Below are 18,222 nucleotides of genomic sequence, written 5' to 3'. Positions count from 1 at the left end.
TATGCCATTGCCGCGTCGGCCATCAGCCCCCCCGCCATCATCGCCATCAATCGCCACAACCATAAGGCCCGGGTACTGGCAGGCGGAGCCTTGCCACTGCCCGCCGAACGCATCAGCCGCCCGCAGGCGCTGCGCTATCCCAGCGGTGATGGCATCGCCCATGGTTTTTTCTACCCGGCCATGAACGGTGACGCGCAGCCGCCGCTGTTGGTGTTCATCCATGGCGGCCCGACCTCTGCCTGCTTCCCGGTGCTCGACCCGCGCATCCAGTACTGGACTCAGCGCGGCTTTGCCGTGGCCGATCTCAATTACCGCGGCAGCAGCGGCTACGGCCGTGACTATCGCCAGGCCCTGCACCTGCGCTGGGGAGAGATCGATGTCGAAGATGCCTGCGCGGTGGTCAGCCACCTGGCCGAGCGCCAACTGATCGACCCGCAGCGAGCGTTTATCCGCGGCGGCAGCGCTGGTGGCTACACCACGCTCTGCGCCCTGGCGTTCCACAATGTGTTCCGTGCCGGTGCCAGTCTGTATGGCGTCAGTGACCCGCAGGCCCTGGCCCGGGCCACGCACAAGTTTGAAGGTGATTACCTGGACTGGCTGATCGGTGATCCCGTGGCGGATGCAGAACGCTATCAGCGACGCACGCCGTTGCTGCACGCCTCGAACATCAAGGTGCCGGTGATCTTCTTCCAGGGCGAACTGGACGTTGTCGTGGTGCCGGAGCAGACCCGCTCGATGCTGGACGCCCTGCAAGCCAACGGCATTCACGCCGAAGGGCATTTCTACCCGTCGGAGCGCCACGGTTTTCGCACGGCGAGCAACCTGGCGCATGCGCTGGAGGAGGAGTGGAAGTTTTATCGGCGGGTGCTGGAAGGCAGTTAGATCGCTATCGCGGGTCAAGCCCGCGCCCACAGAACCTGTAGGCGGCAGACAAAAAAACGCCCCAAGCCAAAAACAACAGGCCCGGGGCGATGCGCAGGAACGCGAGACGGTTCGGAAAATTCGTTAGCGCGGTGTATTGATCAGGCCGTGGCCTCGCGCCGCTGGTTTTGCTGCGCCGCATGGACACGGGCGAAGGCTCGGGCCAGGCGCAGGAGCATCTCGTCGATGTTGCCCTTGCTCACTGTCAGCGCCGGGGAGAAACGCAGCACGTCGGCTTGCGGGGCATTCAGTAGCAAGCCTTCCTGCAAGGCGGCCTGGACCAGCTCGGCGGCATTGTCTTCGCTCAGTTGCAAAGCCCAGAGCAGCCCCTGGCCGCGCACCTCGACCTGGCCATAGCGACCGGCCAGACGGCTCAGGCCGTCGCGCAGGTGGCGCCCGGAATCCTGCACATGCTCGAAGAAGCCCGGCTCCAGCACGGTCTCCAGCACCGCCAGGCCCGCCGCACTCATCAATGCATTGCCATGGTGGCTGCCTTCCAGCTCGCCGGCCTCGGCGCAGCAGGCGCTGCCACGAGCCAGCAGGGCCGCCAACGGAACACCACCGCCCAAGCCCTTGCCGAGAGTGAGGATGTCGGCGCGCACGCCATACAGCTGTTCAGCGAGCATCGCCCCGCAGCGGCCGACGCCGGTCTGCACTTCATCGAGAATCAGCAGGATGCCCAGTTCGCGGCACAGCCGCTCGACACCCTGGAGATACGCCTGGGTCGCTGGAATCACGCCCGCTTCGCCCTGGATCGGTTCGAGCATGATTGCCACGGTGCGCGAATCGACCGCCGCATGCAGCGCCTCAAGGTCGTTGAACGGCACCTTGCTGAAGCCCGGCAACCCCGGCTCGCAGCGGTTGCACGGCGAGGGGTCGGAAGCCGACAGCGCGCCCAGGCTGCGGCCATGACAGCTCTGGCTGGCAGTGATGATGTGATAGGCGCCGTTGCGGTGCAGTTGGCCCCATTTGCGCGCCAGCTTGATCGCTCCTTCGCAGGCTTCGGCGCCGCTGTTGAGCAGGTAGGCCTGATCACTGCCGGTGCTTTCGCACAGGCGACTGACCAGGTTCAACAGGCCGCGGTTATGAAACCCCGCGCCCGGATTGATCAGCGCCTGCGCCTGGCTGCCCAGGGCTTTGACCAGCACACTGGGGCTGTGACCGAGGCTGTTGACTGCGCAGCCCTGGGTGAAATCCAGATACGCGTGGCCTTCGCTGTCCCACAGCCATGAACCCTGGCCACGGACGAACACCTGTGGCGCGCGCTCGACGGCGGGCATCAGGTATTCGCGCGACACGGCTTGTGCAGGTTGCGCCACAACGGCTGCGACCTTGCGCTCGGCCACGGCCGCAGCCGGGCGGCGCAGGTTGAACAGGTTCATGCGCGCAGCCCCTCGAGCGGCAGGCCAAGCAGACGCGCGGTCCAGTCTTCGACCTGACCGGTACGCAGACGCTTGATCGCGATATCGCGCCAGCGTGACGAGAGTGCCGGACAATCCACCAGCTTTTTCAAACCTGCATGCTCCAAAGGCTCACGGTAAAAAGTGCGCAGTGCCCAGGCCACGGTCAAGCCCGGATAACTACGTTGAATCAGTTCAAAGGGCTCATCGGCGCTGACGAAACCAGGCTTGAGCACCCGGTAGAACCAACCACAACGGCCACTGTCCTGCGCCTGTTGCGGCAGGTTCGGCAAGCCCCAGCGATGGCTCAGGCGATAGCACGGCGAGCGCGGCTGACTGACCTGCAACAGCGCCCCGCCCCAGCGGAACAAATCGCCCAGGCACACCTGGTGTTCATCCAGGCCGCGGGTCGAGAGGTTTTCGCCGAAACCCGGGGCGCGCCAATCGATCTGTGGATAACGTTGCCGCCACCAGGCGTAGTGCTCGGCCGGGTAATGGTGCAAAGCCCGTTCAGGGCCGGTGTGAAAGCGTGGGTCGCCGTGTTCGTCGCTCCCCAGCCCCTGTGGCCATAACCACAACCGTCTTGCAACCTCCTGCTTATCGATATCAGTCAACAAGCCATGCCCGAGATTTTTTGCCTTGCCTATGTAAACGCCATCCACATACACGGTATTCATCGCGCCTTCTGGCCCTGTAAACCTTGTGAATACGGGATAGACTAGGCTTCTTGCAGGCTAACGGCCATTTGGTTTTTCGAGCATTTTTGATAAGTAACTCTTATGGATTTTCGCCAACTGCGTTATTTCGTCGCGGTGTATGAAGAAGGCCACGTTGGCCGGGCCGCCGAGCGCCTGTCACTGTCGCAACCGGCGCTTTCGCAGCAGATCCGCCAACTTGAGCAAAACCTCGATGTGAGCCTGTTCGAGCGCGGCAACAAGCGCCTGTTGCCGACCCTGGCCGCGCACACCCTGTACAACCACGCCCTGCCCTTGCTCGACGGCCTGCAGCGCGCTCGCGAGGCACTGCGCAACTTCAAGGGCCAGGCGTTGCGTACCCTGGCCATTGGCGTCCTGCAAACCGTGCGCCCAAGCCTGGTACCGCAGCTGCTCGACCGGGTGCGCAAGGCGCAGCCGCATCTGGTGGTACAGATCTACGAACTGTCGGGCCTGGAAATCGAACGGCGCCTGCTCAATGGCAGCCTGGACATCGGCATCAGCTACCTGCCACCGCGCCAGCCAGGCCTGCATGGGCTGTTGTTGTACGAAGACGAACTGCAATTGGTCATCCCCAATACCCATCCCCTGCGTGAATTCAAGAAGGTCTCGATGAAGCAGGCTGCCGAGCTGCCGATGCTCTTGCTCGGCGAAGAATTCCAGGTGCGGCAGATCTGGCAGTCGCAACTGGCCAACCTGGGCCGGCGGCCGCAGGTGCAGGCCGAGATGAACAACATGGGCGGGATTCTCGACAGCCTGGCGCATACCTCACTGGCAACCGTGTTGCCGGGGCGCGCCAAGGAAGTGGTCGAAGATGACCAGGAACTGCTGTGGAAGCCGCTGAGCGAGCCGCGAGTGCCGCTGAAGATCGGCCTGGTGTTTCGCGATGCGCAGCGCCAGCAGGCGTCGGTGGAGCTGCTGCGCAATCTGCTGGAAGAAGAAGCCGACCCGCGGCAGATCGGGGGGTCGCCGCTGGATGTGCTGGGCTGAGGTCAAATCGCAGGCAAAAGAAAACCCCGCCGAAGCGGGGCTTTGCAGACTGTTTCCCTGACATCCTTTTCGCCCCACCATCCTGGCAGGAATCCTTCGTGTCCGTGTTCTGTACTTTGCGCTTCCTGCGCTACGTCCATGTAAGAAGATTAACTGTGGATCCAATCTTTCGATAGAGGCGAAAAGTCACCACGCAATGTAAGAGAATGCTTACAAGCTACTATCACGCTCAAAACTGCGCGGCATCCAGCAAGTACAGCGACTCGCTACCGGCTTTAACCGAAGCGCTGAGCGAGTGGATACGCGGCAGCAAACGAGCGAAATAGAAGCGTGCGGTGCCCAGCTTGCTGGCATAGAAGTCGTCTTCGCCTTGCTTGGCCAAGGCCGTACGGGCCATCAGCGCCCACATGTAGGCATAAGCGGTATAGCCGAATGCCTGCAGGTATTCCACCGATGCCGCGCCGATTTCATTCGGGTTGTTTTTGGCCCGATCCAGCACCCAGGCGGTCAGGTCGTCGAGGTTGTCCAGGGCTGCATTGAGCGGTTTGACGAATTCACCCAGGTCGCTGCCGGCGCTGGCGGTGAAGTGACGGATTTCGTCGGCAAACAGCTTGTACAGCGCGCCGCCGCTACCGACCACCTTGCGCCCCATCAGGTCGAGGGCCTGGATACCGTTGGTGCCTTCGTAGATCTGGGTGATGCGCACATCACGTACCAGTTGCTCCTGGCCCCACTCACGGATGTAACCATGGCCGCCGAACACTTGCTGGCCATGTACCGCCGACTCCAGGCCCAGGTCGGTGAGGAATGCCTTGGCTACCGGGGTCAGCAGCGCCACCAGCTCTTCGGCGCGTTTGCGCGTGTCGGCGTCTTCGCTGAACTTGGCGGTATCCAGTTGCATCGCGACATACGTGGAGAACGCTCGCCCGCCTTCATTGAGAGCCTTCATGGTCAACAGCATGCGCCGTACATCCGGGTGGACGATGATCGGGTCAGCGACCTTGTCCTTGGCTTGCGGGCCGGTCGGCGCACGGCTCTGCAAGCGGTCGCGCGCATACTCGATGGCGTTCTGGTAAGAGCGCTCGGCCGAGGCCAGGCCCTGGATACCTACGCCCAGGCGCTCGTAGTTCATCATGGTGAACATCGCCGCCAGGCCCTTGTTCGGCTCGCCGACCAGGTAACCGACCGCATCGTCGAAGTTCATCACGCAGGTGGCCGACGCCTGGATGCCCATCTTGTGCTCGATCGAGCCGCAGTTGGCCGGGTTGCGCGCACCCAGGCTACCATCGGCGTTGACCAGGAACTTCGGCACCAGGAACAGGGAAATGCCCTTCGGCCCGGCGGGCGCGTCCGGCAGCTTGGCCAGCACCAGGTGAATGATGTTCTCGGTGAGATCGTGTTCGCCACCGGTGATGAAAATCTTCGTGCCGCTGACCTTGTAGCTGCCATCCGCCTGCGGCTCGGCCTTGGTGCGGATGATGCCCAGGTCGGTGCCGGCGTGAGGCTCGGTCAGGCACATGGAACCGGCCCAGACGCCGGCGTACATGTTCGGCAGGTACTTTTCCTTCAGCGCTTCGCTGGCGTGGGCATTGATCGACAGGCAGGCACCAGCCGTCAGCATCGGGTACAGGCCAAAGGCCAGGCTGGACGAGTTGACCATTTCCTCGACCTGGGCCGAGATCACTTTAGGCATGCCCATGCCGCCATAGGCAGGGTCGCCACCGACGCCAACCCAGCCGCCTTCGGCGTAGGTTTTGTAAGCCTCGATGAAACCGGCCGGGGTACTCACCGCGCCGTTATCCCAGTGGCAACCTTCTTCGTCACCACTGCGGCTCAGCGGCGCGATGCTCTTGCTGGTGACCTTGCCGGCTTCTTCCAGCACCGCCAGGGCGGTGTCTTCGTCCACCGCTTCGGCAATACCGGGCAACTGCGCCCAGAGCTTGGAGACTTCGAAGACTTCATTGAGGACGAAGCGCATATCGCGCAGCGGCGCTTTATAGTCAGCCATGGCAACCTCTCATATTAGAGTCGGGGACGGCCTGCAGGGCCGCGTCACTGTTATGCAGCCAGTGTACCCGAACAACTTTTGCGAGACATAGGGTCATCTGGCGACTGAATAGTCTATTTTGGTCACGCCATGCGTACCGCACCACGCCTGGCCTGAACGCCGTAAGCCATGACGCAGTTACGGCCGGCGCCCTTGGCGCTGTACAGAGCCTGGTCGGCAGACTTGAGCACTTCGTCGGGTGAGCGATGATCGGCCAGGCGCTCACTGACGCCGATACTGATAGTCACCGACACACTGGAAGCCGCCGACGCGCCACGGCGCTGGCGCCCTTGCTGGTCGTCATGGGGACGGCTGTCCTGGTTGCGCAACTGGATGTTGTAGTTGGCGATCACCTCACGCACGGCCTCAAGATGCGGCATGCACTCTTCAATGCTTTTGCCGGCGAACACCACGGCAAACTCCTCACCACCATAACGATAGGCCCGGCCGCCGCCTGTGACCTTGGAAAGCTTGCTGGCCACCAGACGCAGCACCTGGTCGCCAACGTCGTGACCATGGGTGTCGTTGAATTTCTTGAAGTGATCGACGTCGGTCATCGCCAACACATAATTGCGCCCCAGGCGCTGCATGCGTTCGTTGAGCGCGCGACGGCCGGGCAAACCGGTCAGCTCATCGCGAAAGGCCATTTGATAAGCCTCATGGGACACCGCCGCGGCAATCATCAGCATCACCTGGCTGCACATGATGTTCAGGGTAAAGGGCAGGATGAAGGTCTTGGGCAGCATCCAGAAGATACCGATCAGGCCAATCACCTGCGCTGCATGCAAGGGCCTTGGCTGGCGCAGGTACTGCACCACCAGCAGGATGAACGCGCAGAAGAACACCGGGTAGGCCAGCTGGATCAAGCTCATCCATTGGCCGTGTAATGACGGCCAGCGAATCTCTGCCAGCCAACCGAGCAGGGCCTGGGGGAAGCTCTGCTCCAGGCCCAGGGCGACGCTGCCGACCGCCAGCAGCACGGCAAAGCGCGCGACCATGTCCTGGAACAGGTGCGTACGCTCCTGCCAGGCGCCATACAGGGCAAACATCAGCGGCAACAGCAGGCAGACCAGGTGGAACACCACTGCCGCATCTTCTCGGACCCGGCCATTGTCACGGTAGAAATCAGTCTGGGTATCGAGCAGGAAGTAGGCGATATACACCGTGATCATCAGAAACAGTTCACGCTGGCGGCGGTACACGGCGCAGTAGGCGCCGCCCAGCAACAGGACCAGAGTGGGCAGGACATTGAACAGCGACGTGAAGAACACATTGAGGTCTCTCACGTAAGCGGCCGCGAGCCCTGACACCAGCAGACAGGCTGAAGGCAGGAAGTGGCTCAGGCGTACAGCGGATAAACGAAACAAGGGTAATCTCCGACCCGGCAGATCAATAATGGCATTGTGCCTTTAATGTATCGGCCGCACACATGAATAGATGAATTCACTTGGTCGGAACGGTGGGGTGGGAGCAAATGCAAAAAAAAACGCCTGCCGATAAGGGCAGGCGTTTTTTGTTACAGCCGTTGAATCAGTACGAGAGACCGAAGTGCTCTTCGTTCATGTCCATCAGGTTGTTGGCGCCCGACAGCATGGTTGCCACGTGGGTACGGGTACGCGGCAGGATGCGCTGGAAGTAGAAGCGCGCGGTCTGCAGCTTGGCGGTGTAGAAGGCTTCCTCAGTGGTGCCGGCAGCCAGTTTCTCGGCAGCCAGGCGCGCCATGTCGGCCCAGAAGTAAGCCAGGCAGGCGTAACCGGAGTACATCAGGTAGTCCACCGAAGCGGCACCGACTTCTTCGCGGTCTTTCATCGCAGCCATACCGACCTTCATGGTCAGCTCGCCCCACTCTTTGTTCAGTTGGGCCAGCGGTGCTACGAACTCGCTGATCGCTTCGTTGCCTTCGTTGCCCTGGCAGAACTTGTGCACGATCTTGGTGAAGCCCTTGAGCGCTTCGCCCTGGGTCATCAGCACTTTACGGCCGAGCAGGTCCAGCGCCTGGATGCCGGTGGTGCCTTCGTACAGCATCGAGATACGGCTGTCGCGAACGTTCTGCTCCATGCCCCACTCGGCGATGAAGCCGTGGCCGCCATAGATCTGCACACCGTGGTTGGCCGCTTCGAAGCCGACTTCGGTCATGAACGCCTTGGCGATCGGCGTCATGAAGGCCAGCAGTGCGTCGGCTTTCTTCTTCTCTTCTTCGTCCTGGCTGTACTTGACGATGTCCACCTGCTTGGCGGTGAAGTAGACCATGGCGCGGTTGCCTTCGGCGAACGCCTTCATGGTCAGCAGCATGCGCCGTACGTCCGGGTGAACGATGATCGGGTCAGCGGCTTTGTCCGGCGCTTTCGGGCCCGTCAGCGAGCGCATTTGCAGACGGTCGCGAGCGTATTTCAGGCCGCCCTGGAACGCCACTTCAGCGTGGGCCAGGCCTTGCAGCGCGGTACCCAGGCGAGCGGTGTTCATGAAGGTGAACATGCAGTTCAGGCCTTTGTTGGCCGGGCCGATCAGGTAGCCGGTAGCCGCGTCGAAGTTCATCACGCAGGTGGCGTTGCCGTGGATGCCCATCTTGTGCTCGATGGAACCACAGGACACGGCGTTGCGCTCACCGACGGTGCCTTCGGCGGTCGGCAGGAACTTCGGCACGATGAACAGCGAAATGCCTTTGGTGCCAGCCGGCGCATCGGGCAGGCGGGCCAGGACGATGTGGACGATGTTGTCGGCCATGTCGTGCTCACCGGCCGAGATGAAGATCTTGGTGCCGGTGACTTTGTAGGAGCCGTCGGCCTGAGGTTCGGCCTTGGTGCGCAGCATGCCCAGGTCGGTACCGCAGTGTGGCTCGGTCAGGCACATGGTGCCGGTCCATTCGCCGGATACCAGCTTGGTCAGGTAGGTCTCCTGTTGCTCGGCGGTGCCGTGCTCGGAGATGGTGTTCATCGCGCCATGAGACAGGCCAGGGTACATACCCCAGGACCAGTTCGACTCACCGACCATTTCGCTGACCGCCAGGCCCAGCGACTCAGGCAGGCCCTGGCCGCCGTGCTCGACGTCATGGGCCAGGCTTGGCCAGCCGCCTTCGACGAACTGCTTGTAGGCTTCCTTGAAGCCGCTCGGGGTTTTGACCCCCGACTCGCTCCAGGTGCAGCCTTCGAGGTCGCCGACACGGTTCAGCGGGGCCAGTACCTGTTCACAAAACTTGGCGCCTTCCTCGAGGATGGCGTCAACCATGTCCGGGGTGGCGTCCTGGCAAGCCGGCAGGCTCTGATAATGCGCTTCGTAGCCGAGCAGCTCGTCACGAACGAAGCGAATATCACGCAAGGGGGCTTTGTAATCAGGCATAGCGATGAACCTCTGCTGATGAATCCTGGATAGGGAGACCGCGATATACCGACCAGCTCTAGGCGGCTTTCGGTCAAACAGTTGTTTGAAACATACGTTTACGCCGAAAACTTGTCAAGCATCAAGCAGAGGGCAGTTCGGCCATGCCAGACTGCGCGATTGCCCTGGCAAAACACCCCGCAAACGCGCAGCCGAGCGCCCGCCAGCAAGGGCAAAGCGCTGATACATAAAGACTAGTTGAAGGCTCACAGAGGGCGAGCCGAAGGGGGTCAGGCGTAGGTATCGATCAGGGTACCAAGCATTTCGTCCGATGCTTTGGCCACTTTGACACCCAATTCGACCTGATGCTTGCCCAGCGCCATTTCGACGCTGCTGGTGGCCAGGTCCATTTGCTGGCTGCGATCAACCGCCCGCAGGCGCTCGGCCTGATAGTCGCTGGACTGGCTGGTGGCGGCACGCTCGACGGTGGTGTTGGCGATCTGGCTGGCAGCCTGATCGACGCGACTCTGCCCGGCCTGGATGGCGCCAAGCCCTGCGTAGAATGCTGAGTTGCCCGAGATTTCCATGTCGTAACTCCATGACGCTGAAAGCGAACAGCCTCTATTGAAGCAGACTTGCCGGCAAAAGGCCCGTTGAAAACACTAATAGCAAAGTGCCACACGATAGACACGCGTCAGTCCAGCAGGTCCAGTTGCAGGTACGCCGCTACCGCTTGCGCGCTGACTTGCTTGAGCTTGGGCACCCGCCCCAGGCACGGCGCCGGTAAACGCTCGGCGAGGCTGGCGAGGTTTTCTTCCAGCCGCGAGGTGCGCGGCTCGACAATGTTGGCGACCCAGCCAGCCAGTTGCAGGCCATCGCGGGCAATGGCTTCGGCCGTGAGCAAGGCATGGTTGATGCAGCCCAGGCGCACACCGACCACCAGAATCACCGGCAGCTTCAGGGCAACGGCCAGGTCCGACAGATTGGCCTGGCCGGACAGCGGCACGCGCCAGCCACCAGCACCTTCGATCAGGGTGAAATCGGCACCGTTGGCCAACACCTCGCGCATCGGTGTCAGCAAGGCCTGCACGCTCAAGGCGACGCCGGCTTCCCGTGCAGCCAGGTGCGGGGCAATGGCCGGTTCGAAAGCGAACGGATTGACCTGTTCATAGGGCAACTTGAGCGAGCTTTCGGCAATCAGCGCCATGGCGTCGGCATTACGCAAGCCTTTGCTGCTGAGCTCGCAACCAGACGCCACAGGTTTGGCACCCAGGGTACTCAACCCGGCCAGGCGTGCAGCATGCAGCAGGCCGGCGGCGATGGTGGTCTTGCCAACGTCGGTGTCGGTCCCTGCGATGAAATAGGCCGGGTTCATCTCACTCCCCTTCTACCGACGGCTTTTGCAGTACACCGTAGACCACCTGATAGGTCGCCGGTAGTCCCAGGGGCTGACGGAAGCCCTCATACGCCTGCAGCAGGCCCTGCATCCGTGCCCGCCCGGTCAGCCCGGCCGGGCGCCCCGGGTTGAGGTTGTGAGCACCGAGGGCCTTGAGCTCGTGAGTCAGGCTGCGCACATCCGGGTAGTGCAACACATGGGGCCGGGCCGCCAGGCTCAGCACCTGCAGTTCGCTTTCGCCACACAGGCGTTGATAGTCCTCAAGGCGCCGAAAACGATTGACGTGCACCAGGCCATCGACCGCCTGCCAGCTTTCGCGCAGCTCATGCAGGGTGCCGACGCAAAGGCTGGCAAAAGCCAATACACCACCTGGTTGCAGGACACGCCGGGCCTCACTGAGCACGGCGCGGAAATCGCCACACCATTGCACCGCCAGGCTGCTGAAGATCAGCTCGACGCTGGCATCTCGCAGCGGCAAGCGCTCGGCGTCGCCAGCCACATGGTGGTGCGCCCCGCCCTGCTCCCGCGCGTGCTGGAGCATGCCTTCGGCAATATCCACAGCCACACCGGCGGCTTGGGGAAAACGGCTGTTCAGGGCGCGGCTGAATTAGCCGGTACCGCTGCCCAGGTCCAGCCAGCGTTGCGGCTCGAAAGCAGCGGGCAACTGTTCAAGCAGCGCCGCGCCCACCGCCCGCTGCAGTTCGGCGACGCTGTCGTAGCTGGCGGCAGCGCGGGAGAACGACGCTGCGACCTGACGTTTATCGGGCAAGCCCGGCTGGGAAAGATCAGTCATCGCCACTCTCATGTACAAAGGCCTTGATTGCTGCCGCCAACTCATGAGGTGTTTCCATCACAAAACCATGAGCACTGTCTTCCAGCAGCCCGACTTCCACGTCGGGCAGTATCTCCAGCAGTTCGCCGGCGACCTCCGCCGGCACCAGCCCGTCACGCCCGGCAAACAGGTGCAATTGCGGACCGCCATAGCGCTGCAGCGCGGCGCGGGTATCGAGCTGGCCAAGGACTTCGAGCCCCGCCACCAACACTTCCGGAGCCGGGGCTGGCATCCCCGCGCTGAGCAGGCGGGCCAGGCTGCGCGGGTCTTCGGCGCCCTGGCTGCACAACGAAACGAAGCGTTTGAGGGTGACCTGGGTGTGATAGCGGCAACCTTCGAGGAAGGTCTGGAAGGTATCCACCGCCATGCCATGCGGCCAGTCCGGGCGGCTGACAAAACTGAGGTTGCTGCCCAGGGTGATCAACCCATGGCAGTCATCGCCGCGCCGTGCGGCCAGTTCGGCGGCGAGCATGCCGCCCAGCGACCAGCCGCCCAGCCAGGCATGGCGCGGCAACTGCCGATCGAGCTTGTCGAGCCAGTCCTCGGGGTTGCTGGACACCAGGCTGGGCAAGGCCTGGATTTCGACCCGCAAGCCAGGGTCGATGGCCCGCAAGGTCGCCACCAAGGGCTGCAAGGCAGAACTGCCCAGGCCCCAGCCCGGCAACAGGATCAGGTGGTTACGCATCAGCAGGCTCCAGCAGCGGATAACAGTCAGCCAATGCATTCAACAATAGCTGCACCTGCGCCGGGCTGTGTGCCGCGCTCAAGGTCACACGCAAGCGGGCGCTGCCGGCAGGCACGGTCGGCGGGCGGATCGCGGTGACCAGCAAGCCACGCTCGCGAAGCATCTGCGACAGACGCAAGGCCCGCGTGCTGTCGCCGATCAGGATCGGCTGGATCGGCGTGAAGCTGTCCATCAGTTGCAGGCCGATCTGCTCGGCGCCGCTACGAAACTGCTGAATCAACGCCGCCAGGTGCTCGCGACGCCAATGCTCGCCGCGCAGCAGTTCCAGGCTGCGCAGGGTGGCGCACGCCAGGGCCGGAGGCTGGCTGGTGGTATAGATGTAGGGCCGGGCGAACTGGATCAGGCACTCGATCAGCTCATCGCTGCCGGCGACAAATGCACCCGCAGTGCCGCAGGCTTTGCCCAGGGTGCCAATCAGCACCGGCACCTGCTCGAGGCTCAGGCCGAAATGCTCGACGATACCGCCGCCATTGCGCCCCAGGGTGCCCAGGCCATGGGCATCGTCGACCATCAGCCAGGCGTCGCGGGCATTGGCCACCGCAGCCAGGGCAGGCAAATCGGCCAGATCACCGTCCATGCTGAATACCCCGTCGGTCACCACCAAGGTATTGCCGACGGCCTTGTCCAGGCGGTTGGCGAGGCTTTCGGCATCGTTGTGCAGGTAGCGATTGAAACGCGCACCGCTGAGCAGGCCGGCATCGAGCAGCGAGGCGTGGTTGAGACGGTCCTGCAGCACCGTGTCGCCCTGCCCGACCAGCGCCGTCAATGCACCCAGGTTGGCCATGTAGCCGGTGGAAAACAGCAGCGCCCGCGGCCGCCCGGTCAATTCGGCCAAGGCCTCTTCCACCGCGTGATGGGGGCTGCTGTGGCCGATCACCAGGTGCGAAGCACCGCCGCCGACACCCCAGCGCTCGGCACCGGCGCGCCAGGCTGCGATCACTTGCGGATGATTGGCCAGGCCCAGGTAGTCGTTGCTGCAAAACGCCAACAACGGCTGGCCATCGACCACCACTTCCGGGCCCTGCGGGCTTTCCAGCAGCGGGCGCCGACGGTACAGGTCAGCGGCGCGGCGTTGCTCCAGCCGCGCGCGAAGATCAAAAGCCATGGCTGCCTCAGGCCGAGGCGGCGTTGTAGAACAGCTCGCTGCTCTTCTGCTCCACCAGCGCCTGCTCGATGGCCGCCTGATGGACTTCGTCGGCGTGTTCTTCACGGGCTTCGGGCTGGATACCCAGGCGCGCGAACAGCTGCATGTCCTTGTCGGCTTGCGGGTTGGCGGTGGTCAGCAGTTTCTCGCCGTAGAAGATCGAGTTGGCGCCGGCGAAGAAGGCCAGGGCCTGCATCTGTTCATTCATCGCTTCACGGCCAGCGGACAACCGCACGTGGGACTTGGGCATAAGAATCCGGGCCACGGCGAGCATGCGGATGAAGTCGAACGGGTCGACTTCTTCGGCGTTCTCCAGCGGCGTGCCGGCGACCTTCACCAGCATGTTGATCGGCACCGACTCCGGGTGTTCCGGCAGGTTGGCGAGCTGGATCAGCAAGCCTGCGCGGTCGTCCAGCGACTCGCCCATGCCGAGGATGCCGCCCGAGCAGATCTTCATCCCGGCATCGCGCACGTAAGCCAGGGTCTGCAGGCGATCGCTGTAGGTGCGGGTGGTGATGATACTGCCGTAGAACTCCGGCGAGGTGTCGAGGTTGTGGTTGTAGTAGTCAAGCCCGGCCTCGGCCAGCGCCTGGGTTTGCTCCAGGTCGAGCTTGCCGAGGGTCATGCAGGTTTCCAGGCCCATGGCCTTGACCCCTTTGACCATCTGCAACACGTAAGGCATGTCCTTGGCCGACGGATGCTTCCAGGCGGCGCCCATGCAAAAGCGCGTCGAGCCGATGGCTTTGGCCCGGGCTGCCTCTTCGAGGACCTTCTGCACTTCCATCAGCTTCTGTTTTTCCAGCCCGGTGTTGTAGTGGCCGGACTGCGGACAATATTTGCAATCTTCCGGGCAGGCGCCGGTCTTGATCGACAGCAGCGTCGAGACCTGCACGCGGTTGGCGTCGAAATGCGCGCGGTGCACGGTTTGCGCCTGGAACAGCAAGTCATTGAACGGTTGCTGGAACAGGGCTTTGACCTCGGCCAGGGACCAGTCGTGACGTGTTGTTGCAGTTGTGCTGGCGCTCATCGGCGATTCCTTGTTTAGGCTTGTACAGGCGCCGGCACAGAAAAACCCCGCCAGCGCATCACGGATAGCTCGCATAGTTAAGGAAGGCTGATGCACTGTCAACCACAAGTCAAAACACTGGTTTACAACTGGCTACTTAATAACCAGACCTGCTTGCTTTGCAATGAAGCGGCCGAGCAGCCCTACCCATTGTGCATCGCCTGCGAGAGCGAACTGCCCTGGCTGGGCGAGCATTGCCAGGTCTGTGCCCTGCCGCTGCCCATGCACGGCCTGGTCTGCGGCCAGTGCAGCCGGCGCCCGCCGGCCTTCTATCGGGTCGAGGCGCCCTGGTACTACGGCTTCCCGGTCGATGCGCTGGTTACCCGCTTCAAGCACAATAGCCAGTGGCCGCTGGGCCGCTTGCTCGCGCAACTGCTCGGGCGCTGGTTGAGCCACCGCTTTGACGAAGGGCTACCGCGCCCGGCTGTGTTGCTGCCGGTACCGCTGTCAAGGCGGCGATTGCGTCAGCGCGGCTACAATCAGGCGGGGATGCTGGCTAACTGGTTGGCACAACAACTGGGCATTCGCTGCAGCGAACAGGTGCTCACCCGCACCCTCGATACCCCAGCCCAGCAAGGTCTCAAGGCCCAGGCACGCAAACGCAACCTGCGCCAGGCCTTTGCCGTGCACCACCGCCCGATGATTGCCGGGCGTCATGTCGCGCTGGTGGATGATGTACTGACCACTGGTGCCACCGCCCAGGCGTTGGCCAGCCTGTTGCTCAAGGCCGGCGCCCGACGGGTCGATGTCTACTGCCTGGCGCGCACCGCCAAGCCCGGCAGCGCTTGACTTGAGCGCGGGGTGCGGGCACTTTCGGGCTGATTCCCCACTGGTGCCCGTTACCACTTATGTCCCTGCCTGCCCTGCTCACCCAGCACATCGTCCGCCGCCCGCAGCGTATTGCCTTGCTGCAACACATTGCCGAACAAGGCTCGATCACCCGTGCGGCGAAAAGCGCCGGCATGAGTTACAAGGCGGCCTGGGATGCCATCGACGAACTCAACAACCTGGCCGCCAGCCCACTGGTGGAACGCAGTGTTGGTGGGCGCGGCGGCGGTGGGGCGAAACTGTCTGCCGAGGGCCAGCGGGTGCTGCGCCTGTACCAGCGCTTGCAGGCCCTGCAGGCGCAGATCCTTGAAGCGGCCGAAGACGCCAGCGATCTCGACCTGCTCGGCCGCCTGATGCTGCGCACCAGCGCGCGCAACCAGCTGCACGGGCGTATCAGCTCGATCGAGGCCCAGGGCCGCTATGACCGCATCAGCCTGACCCTGGCGGGCGAGCTGCGCATCGATGCCCAGATCACCCACGACAGTACCGGACGCCTTGAACTGAGCCCGGGTACCGCAGTAGTGGCGCTGATCAAGGCGGGCTGGCTCGAACTGCTGGGCCTCGATCAACAGCCAGCCGAGGGCTACAACTGCTTGCCGGTCAAGGTCGATGCGTTGCTTGCAGACACCGAGGGTCCGACCGAAGTGCGCCTGCTCCTGGCCAGCGGGCAAACCCTGTGTGCTTTCGCCGACGCACACTGGCTACAAGACCATCAGGTCATTGTCGGCAGTGACCTGCAGGTGCAATTTCAGCCTTCTTACGTGCTTCTTGGAACGCCGCTGTAAAACTGCCACAAAAATGTCATGGACCCTGACTAAGGTGACTGCCAAACCCGCAGGAAGCCTGTCATGCACCTACTAGAAGAACATCAGCCAACCGACCTCGAACAGCTGACCAGCCTCAGCCGCCGCCGCTTCATCGGCGCCGGCGCGCTGTGCGGCGCAGCGCTGTTTCTCGGCGGCAATTTGCTCAGCCGCAGCGTACTGGCAGCCAGCGTCAGCGCTGGCAACAGCAGCCTGCTGGGCTTTGCCAGCATCCCCGCCGCCACCGCCGACAGCATCAGCTTGCCGCCTGGTTACAAAGCCTCGGTATTGATCAGCTGGGGCCAGCCACTGCATGCCGGCGCCCCGGCCTTCGATCCTTCCGGCAACGGCAGCGCCCAGGCCCAGGAACTGCAGTTCGGCGACCACAATGACGGCATGAGCCTGTTCCCCTTCCCCGGCGACGCCAACCGCGCGCTGATGTCGATCAACAACGAATACACCAACTACCGATACCTGTTCAGCCACGGCGGCAAACCGGCCTCTGCTGAAGAAGTGCACAAAGCCCAGGCCGCCGAAGGGGTGTCGGTGATCGAAGTGCAGCGCCGCGATGGCCAGTGGCAATTCGTCCAGGATTCGCCCTACAACCGGCGCATCCATGGCAACACGCCAATCAGCATCAGCGGCCCGGCCGCCGGCGATGCCCTGCTTAGAACCGCGACCGACAACAGCGGGCGCAAGGCACTGGGCACCTTCCAGAACTGCGCCAATGGCAAAACGCCGTGGGGCACTTACCTGACCTGCGAAGAGAACTTCACCGACTGCTTCGGCAGCAGTGATCCGGCCCAGGCCTTCGATGCCGCCCAAAAGCGCTACGGTGCCTCGGTCACAGGCAAGGAGGTCGACTGGCATCAGCACGACCCACGTTTCGACCTGGCGAAGAACCCCAACGAACTGAACCGTCATGGCTGGGTGGTGGAAATCGATCCGTTCGACCCGCAGTCGACTCCGGTCAAGCGCACCGCCCTGGGCCGTTTCAAGCACGAGAATGCCGCCCTGGCCGAAACCCGCGATGGCCGCGCCGTGGTGTACATGGGCGACGACGAACGTGGCGAGTTCATTTACAAGTTCATCAGCCGCGACCGCATCGACCACAAGAATGCCAACGCCAACCGTAACCTGCTGGACCACGGCACCTTGTACGTGGCGCGCTTCGACGATGGCGACCATAACCTTAATCATCCGCGCGGCAAGGGCCAGTGGCTGGAGCTGACCCATGGCAAGAACGGCCTCAACGCCGCCAACGGTTTTGCCAGCCAGGCCCAGGTACTGATTCATGCGCGCCTGGCCGCCAGCCATCTCAAGGCCACGCGTATGGACCGCCCGGAATGGATCGTGGTCAGCCCCAAGGACGGCCAGGTGTATTGCACCCTGACCAACAACGTCAAACGCGGAGAAGAAGGCCAGCCGGTCGGCGGCCCCAACCCGCGCGAAAAAAATCTCTATGGGCAGATTCTGCGCTGGCGTGAAAACGCCGATGACCATGGTGCGATGAACTTCGACTGGGACCTGTTTGTGGTGGCCGGTAATCCATCGGTGCATGCCGGTGAGGCCAAGGCAGGCTCTGCCAACATCACCCCGCAGAACATGTTCAATAGCCCGGATGGCCTGGGTTTCGATGCTGAGGGCCGCTTGTGGATCCTGACTGACGGCGACTACAGCAACAGCGGCGATTTTGCCGGCATGGGCAACAACCAGATGCTTTGCGCCGACCCGGTCACTGGGGAAATCCGCCGCTTCATGGTCGGCCCGGTGGCGTGCGAGGTGACGGGTATCGCTTTTGCCCCGGATCAGCGCACCTTGTTCGTGGGTATCCAGCACCCGGGGGAAACCGGTGGTTCGACCTTTCCCGAGCACCTGCCCAATGGCAAGCCACGGTCGTCAGTGATGGCGATCAGCAGGGAGGATGGCGGGATCGTTGGCGCATGAGTCTGGCGCGGGGCTGCTGTGCAGCCCATCGCTGGCAAGGCCAGCTCCCACAACACAGATCCGCCGTGGAAGCCG

17 protein-coding genes are annotated in these 18,222 nt (G+C 63.0%); 5 read left to right on the top strand and 12 right to left on the bottom strand.

Annotated features, from left to right (window positions below):
• A partial coding sequence (locus tag UW3_RS29295; RefSeq protein WP_010221417.1) for an alpha/beta hydrolase family protein occupies positions 1-882 on the top strand: 882 nt, incomplete at its 5' end.
• A gap of 140 nt (positions 883-1,022) precedes the next feature.
• Here the strand turns inward: UW3_RS29295 and UW3_RS0106115 are convergent.
• Both UW3_RS0106115 and UW3_RS0106110 read right to left on the bottom strand, forming a co-directional pair.
• Positions 1,023-2,303 (bottom strand): aspartate aminotransferase family protein, encoded by a 1,281-nt coding sequence (locus UW3_RS0106115; RefSeq protein WP_010221416.1) that lies wholly within the window; start codon positions 2,301-2,303, stop codon positions 1,023-1,025.
• Positions 2,300-2,998: an MOSC domain-containing protein gene (locus UW3_RS0106110; RefSeq protein WP_026001208.1), complete on the bottom strand. Its 699-nt coding sequence runs from the start codon at positions 2,996-2,998 to the stop codon at positions 2,300-2,302. The genes UW3_RS0106115 and UW3_RS0106110 overlap by 4 nt, the downstream gene beginning before the upstream one ends.
• Before the next feature lie 102 nt (positions 2,999-3,100).
• On the opposite strand from UW3_RS0106110, the gene UW3_RS0106105 reads away from it, so the two are divergent.
• The gene (locus UW3_RS0106105) at positions 3,101-4,024 is read left to right on the top strand and encodes a LysR family transcriptional regulator (RefSeq protein WP_010221414.1); all 924 of its coding nucleotides are present in this window, start codon (positions 3,101-3,103) and stop codon (positions 4,022-4,024) included.
• 229 nt (positions 4,025-4,253) lie between these two features.
• Here UW3_RS0106105 and UW3_RS0106100 read toward each other — a convergent pair whose 3' ends face one another.
• From UW3_RS0106100 to bioB, 10 genes are all read right to left on the bottom strand, one after another.
• Positions 4,254-6,032 carry an acyl-CoA dehydrogenase C-terminal domain-containing protein gene (locus UW3_RS0106100; protein ID WP_010221413.1) on the bottom strand — a complete coding sequence of 593 codons (1,779 nt, stop codon included), beginning with the start codon at positions 6,030-6,032 and terminating at the stop codon, positions 4,254-4,256.
• Positions 6,033-6,154: 122 nt separating this feature from the next.
• A complete protein-coding gene (locus UW3_RS0106095) occupies positions 6,155-7,438 on the bottom strand; it encodes a GGDEF domain-containing protein (protein ID WP_026001207.1) in 1,284 nt (427 codons plus the stop codon).
• Between the two features lie 163 nt (positions 7,439-7,601).
• Positions 7,602-9,407, bottom strand: coding sequence for a phenylacyl-CoA dehydrogenase (locus UW3_RS0106090; RefSeq protein WP_010221411.1), 1,806 nt, complete (start codon positions 9,405-9,407; stop codon positions 7,602-7,604).
• Between the two features lie 269 nt (positions 9,408-9,676).
• Positions 9,677-9,973, bottom strand: coding sequence for a hypothetical protein (locus tag UW3_RS0106085; RefSeq protein WP_010221410.1), 297 nt, complete (start codon positions 9,971-9,973; stop codon positions 9,677-9,679).
• Positions 9,974-10,080: 107 nt separating this feature from the next.
• Positions 10,081-10,761 carry a dethiobiotin synthase gene (gene bioD / locus UW3_RS0106080; RefSeq protein ID WP_010221409.1) on the bottom strand — a complete coding sequence of 227 codons (681 nt, stop codon included), beginning with the start codon at positions 10,759-10,761 and terminating at the stop codon, positions 10,081-10,083.
• 1 nt (position 10,762) lies between these two features.
• A complete protein-coding gene (locus UW3_RS26580) occupies positions 10,763-11,341 on the bottom strand; it encodes a malonyl-ACP O-methyltransferase (protein ID WP_010221408.1) in 579 nt (192 codons plus the stop codon).
• A 48-nt stretch (positions 11,342-11,389) separates the two neighbouring features.
• Complete coding sequence (locus tag UW3_RS30190; protein ID WP_010221407.1) at positions 11,390-11,575, bottom strand: hypothetical protein; 186 nt, start codon at positions 11,573-11,575, stop codon at positions 11,390-11,392.
• Entirely contained in the window at positions 11,568-12,299 is a 732-nt protein-coding gene (locus tag UW3_RS0106070; RefSeq protein WP_010221406.1) for an alpha/beta fold hydrolase, read from the bottom strand. The genes UW3_RS30190 and UW3_RS0106070 overlap by 8 nt, the downstream gene beginning before the upstream one ends.
• Entirely contained in the window at positions 12,292-13,464 is a 1,173-nt protein-coding gene (gene bioF / locus UW3_RS0106065; protein ID WP_010221405.1) for an 8-amino-7-oxononanoate synthase, read from the bottom strand. Before bioF ends, UW3_RS0106070 begins: the two co-directional genes overlap by 8 nt.
• 7 nt (positions 13,465-13,471) lie before the next feature.
• Entirely contained in the window at positions 13,472-14,530 is a 1,059-nt protein-coding gene (gene bioB, locus UW3_RS0106060) for a biotin synthase BioB (RefSeq protein WP_010221404.1), read from the bottom strand.
• A 90-nt stretch (positions 14,531-14,620) separates the two neighbouring features.
• Here bioB and UW3_RS0106055 point away from each other — a divergent pair, with 90 nt between their 5' ends.
• From UW3_RS0106055 to UW3_RS0106045, 3 genes are all read left to right on the top strand, one after another.
• Positions 14,621-15,358, top strand: coding sequence for a ComF family protein (locus tag UW3_RS0106055; protein ID WP_010221403.1), 738 nt, complete (start codon positions 14,621-14,623; stop codon positions 15,356-15,358).
• Between the two features lie 59 nt (positions 15,359-15,417).
• Positions 15,418-16,182: a TOBE domain-containing protein gene (locus tag UW3_RS0106050; protein WP_010221402.1), complete on the top strand. Its 765-nt coding sequence runs from the start codon at positions 15,418-15,420 to the stop codon at positions 16,180-16,182.
• Positions 16,183-16,245: 63 nt separating this feature from the next.
• Positions 16,246-18,147 carry a PhoX family protein gene (locus UW3_RS0106045; RefSeq protein ID WP_010221401.1) on the top strand — a complete coding sequence of 634 codons (1,902 nt, stop codon included), beginning with the start codon at positions 16,246-16,248 and terminating at the stop codon, positions 18,145-18,147.
• Positions 18,148-18,222: the final 75 nt, after the last annotated feature.

The sequence above is a fragment of the Pseudomonas donghuensis genome (assembly GCF_000259195.1).
Lineage (GTDB): Bacteria > Pseudomonadota > Gammaproteobacteria > Pseudomonadales > Pseudomonadaceae > Aquipseudomonas > Aquipseudomonas donghuensis.
This window is presented reverse-complemented; position numbering and strand designations above follow the sequence as displayed.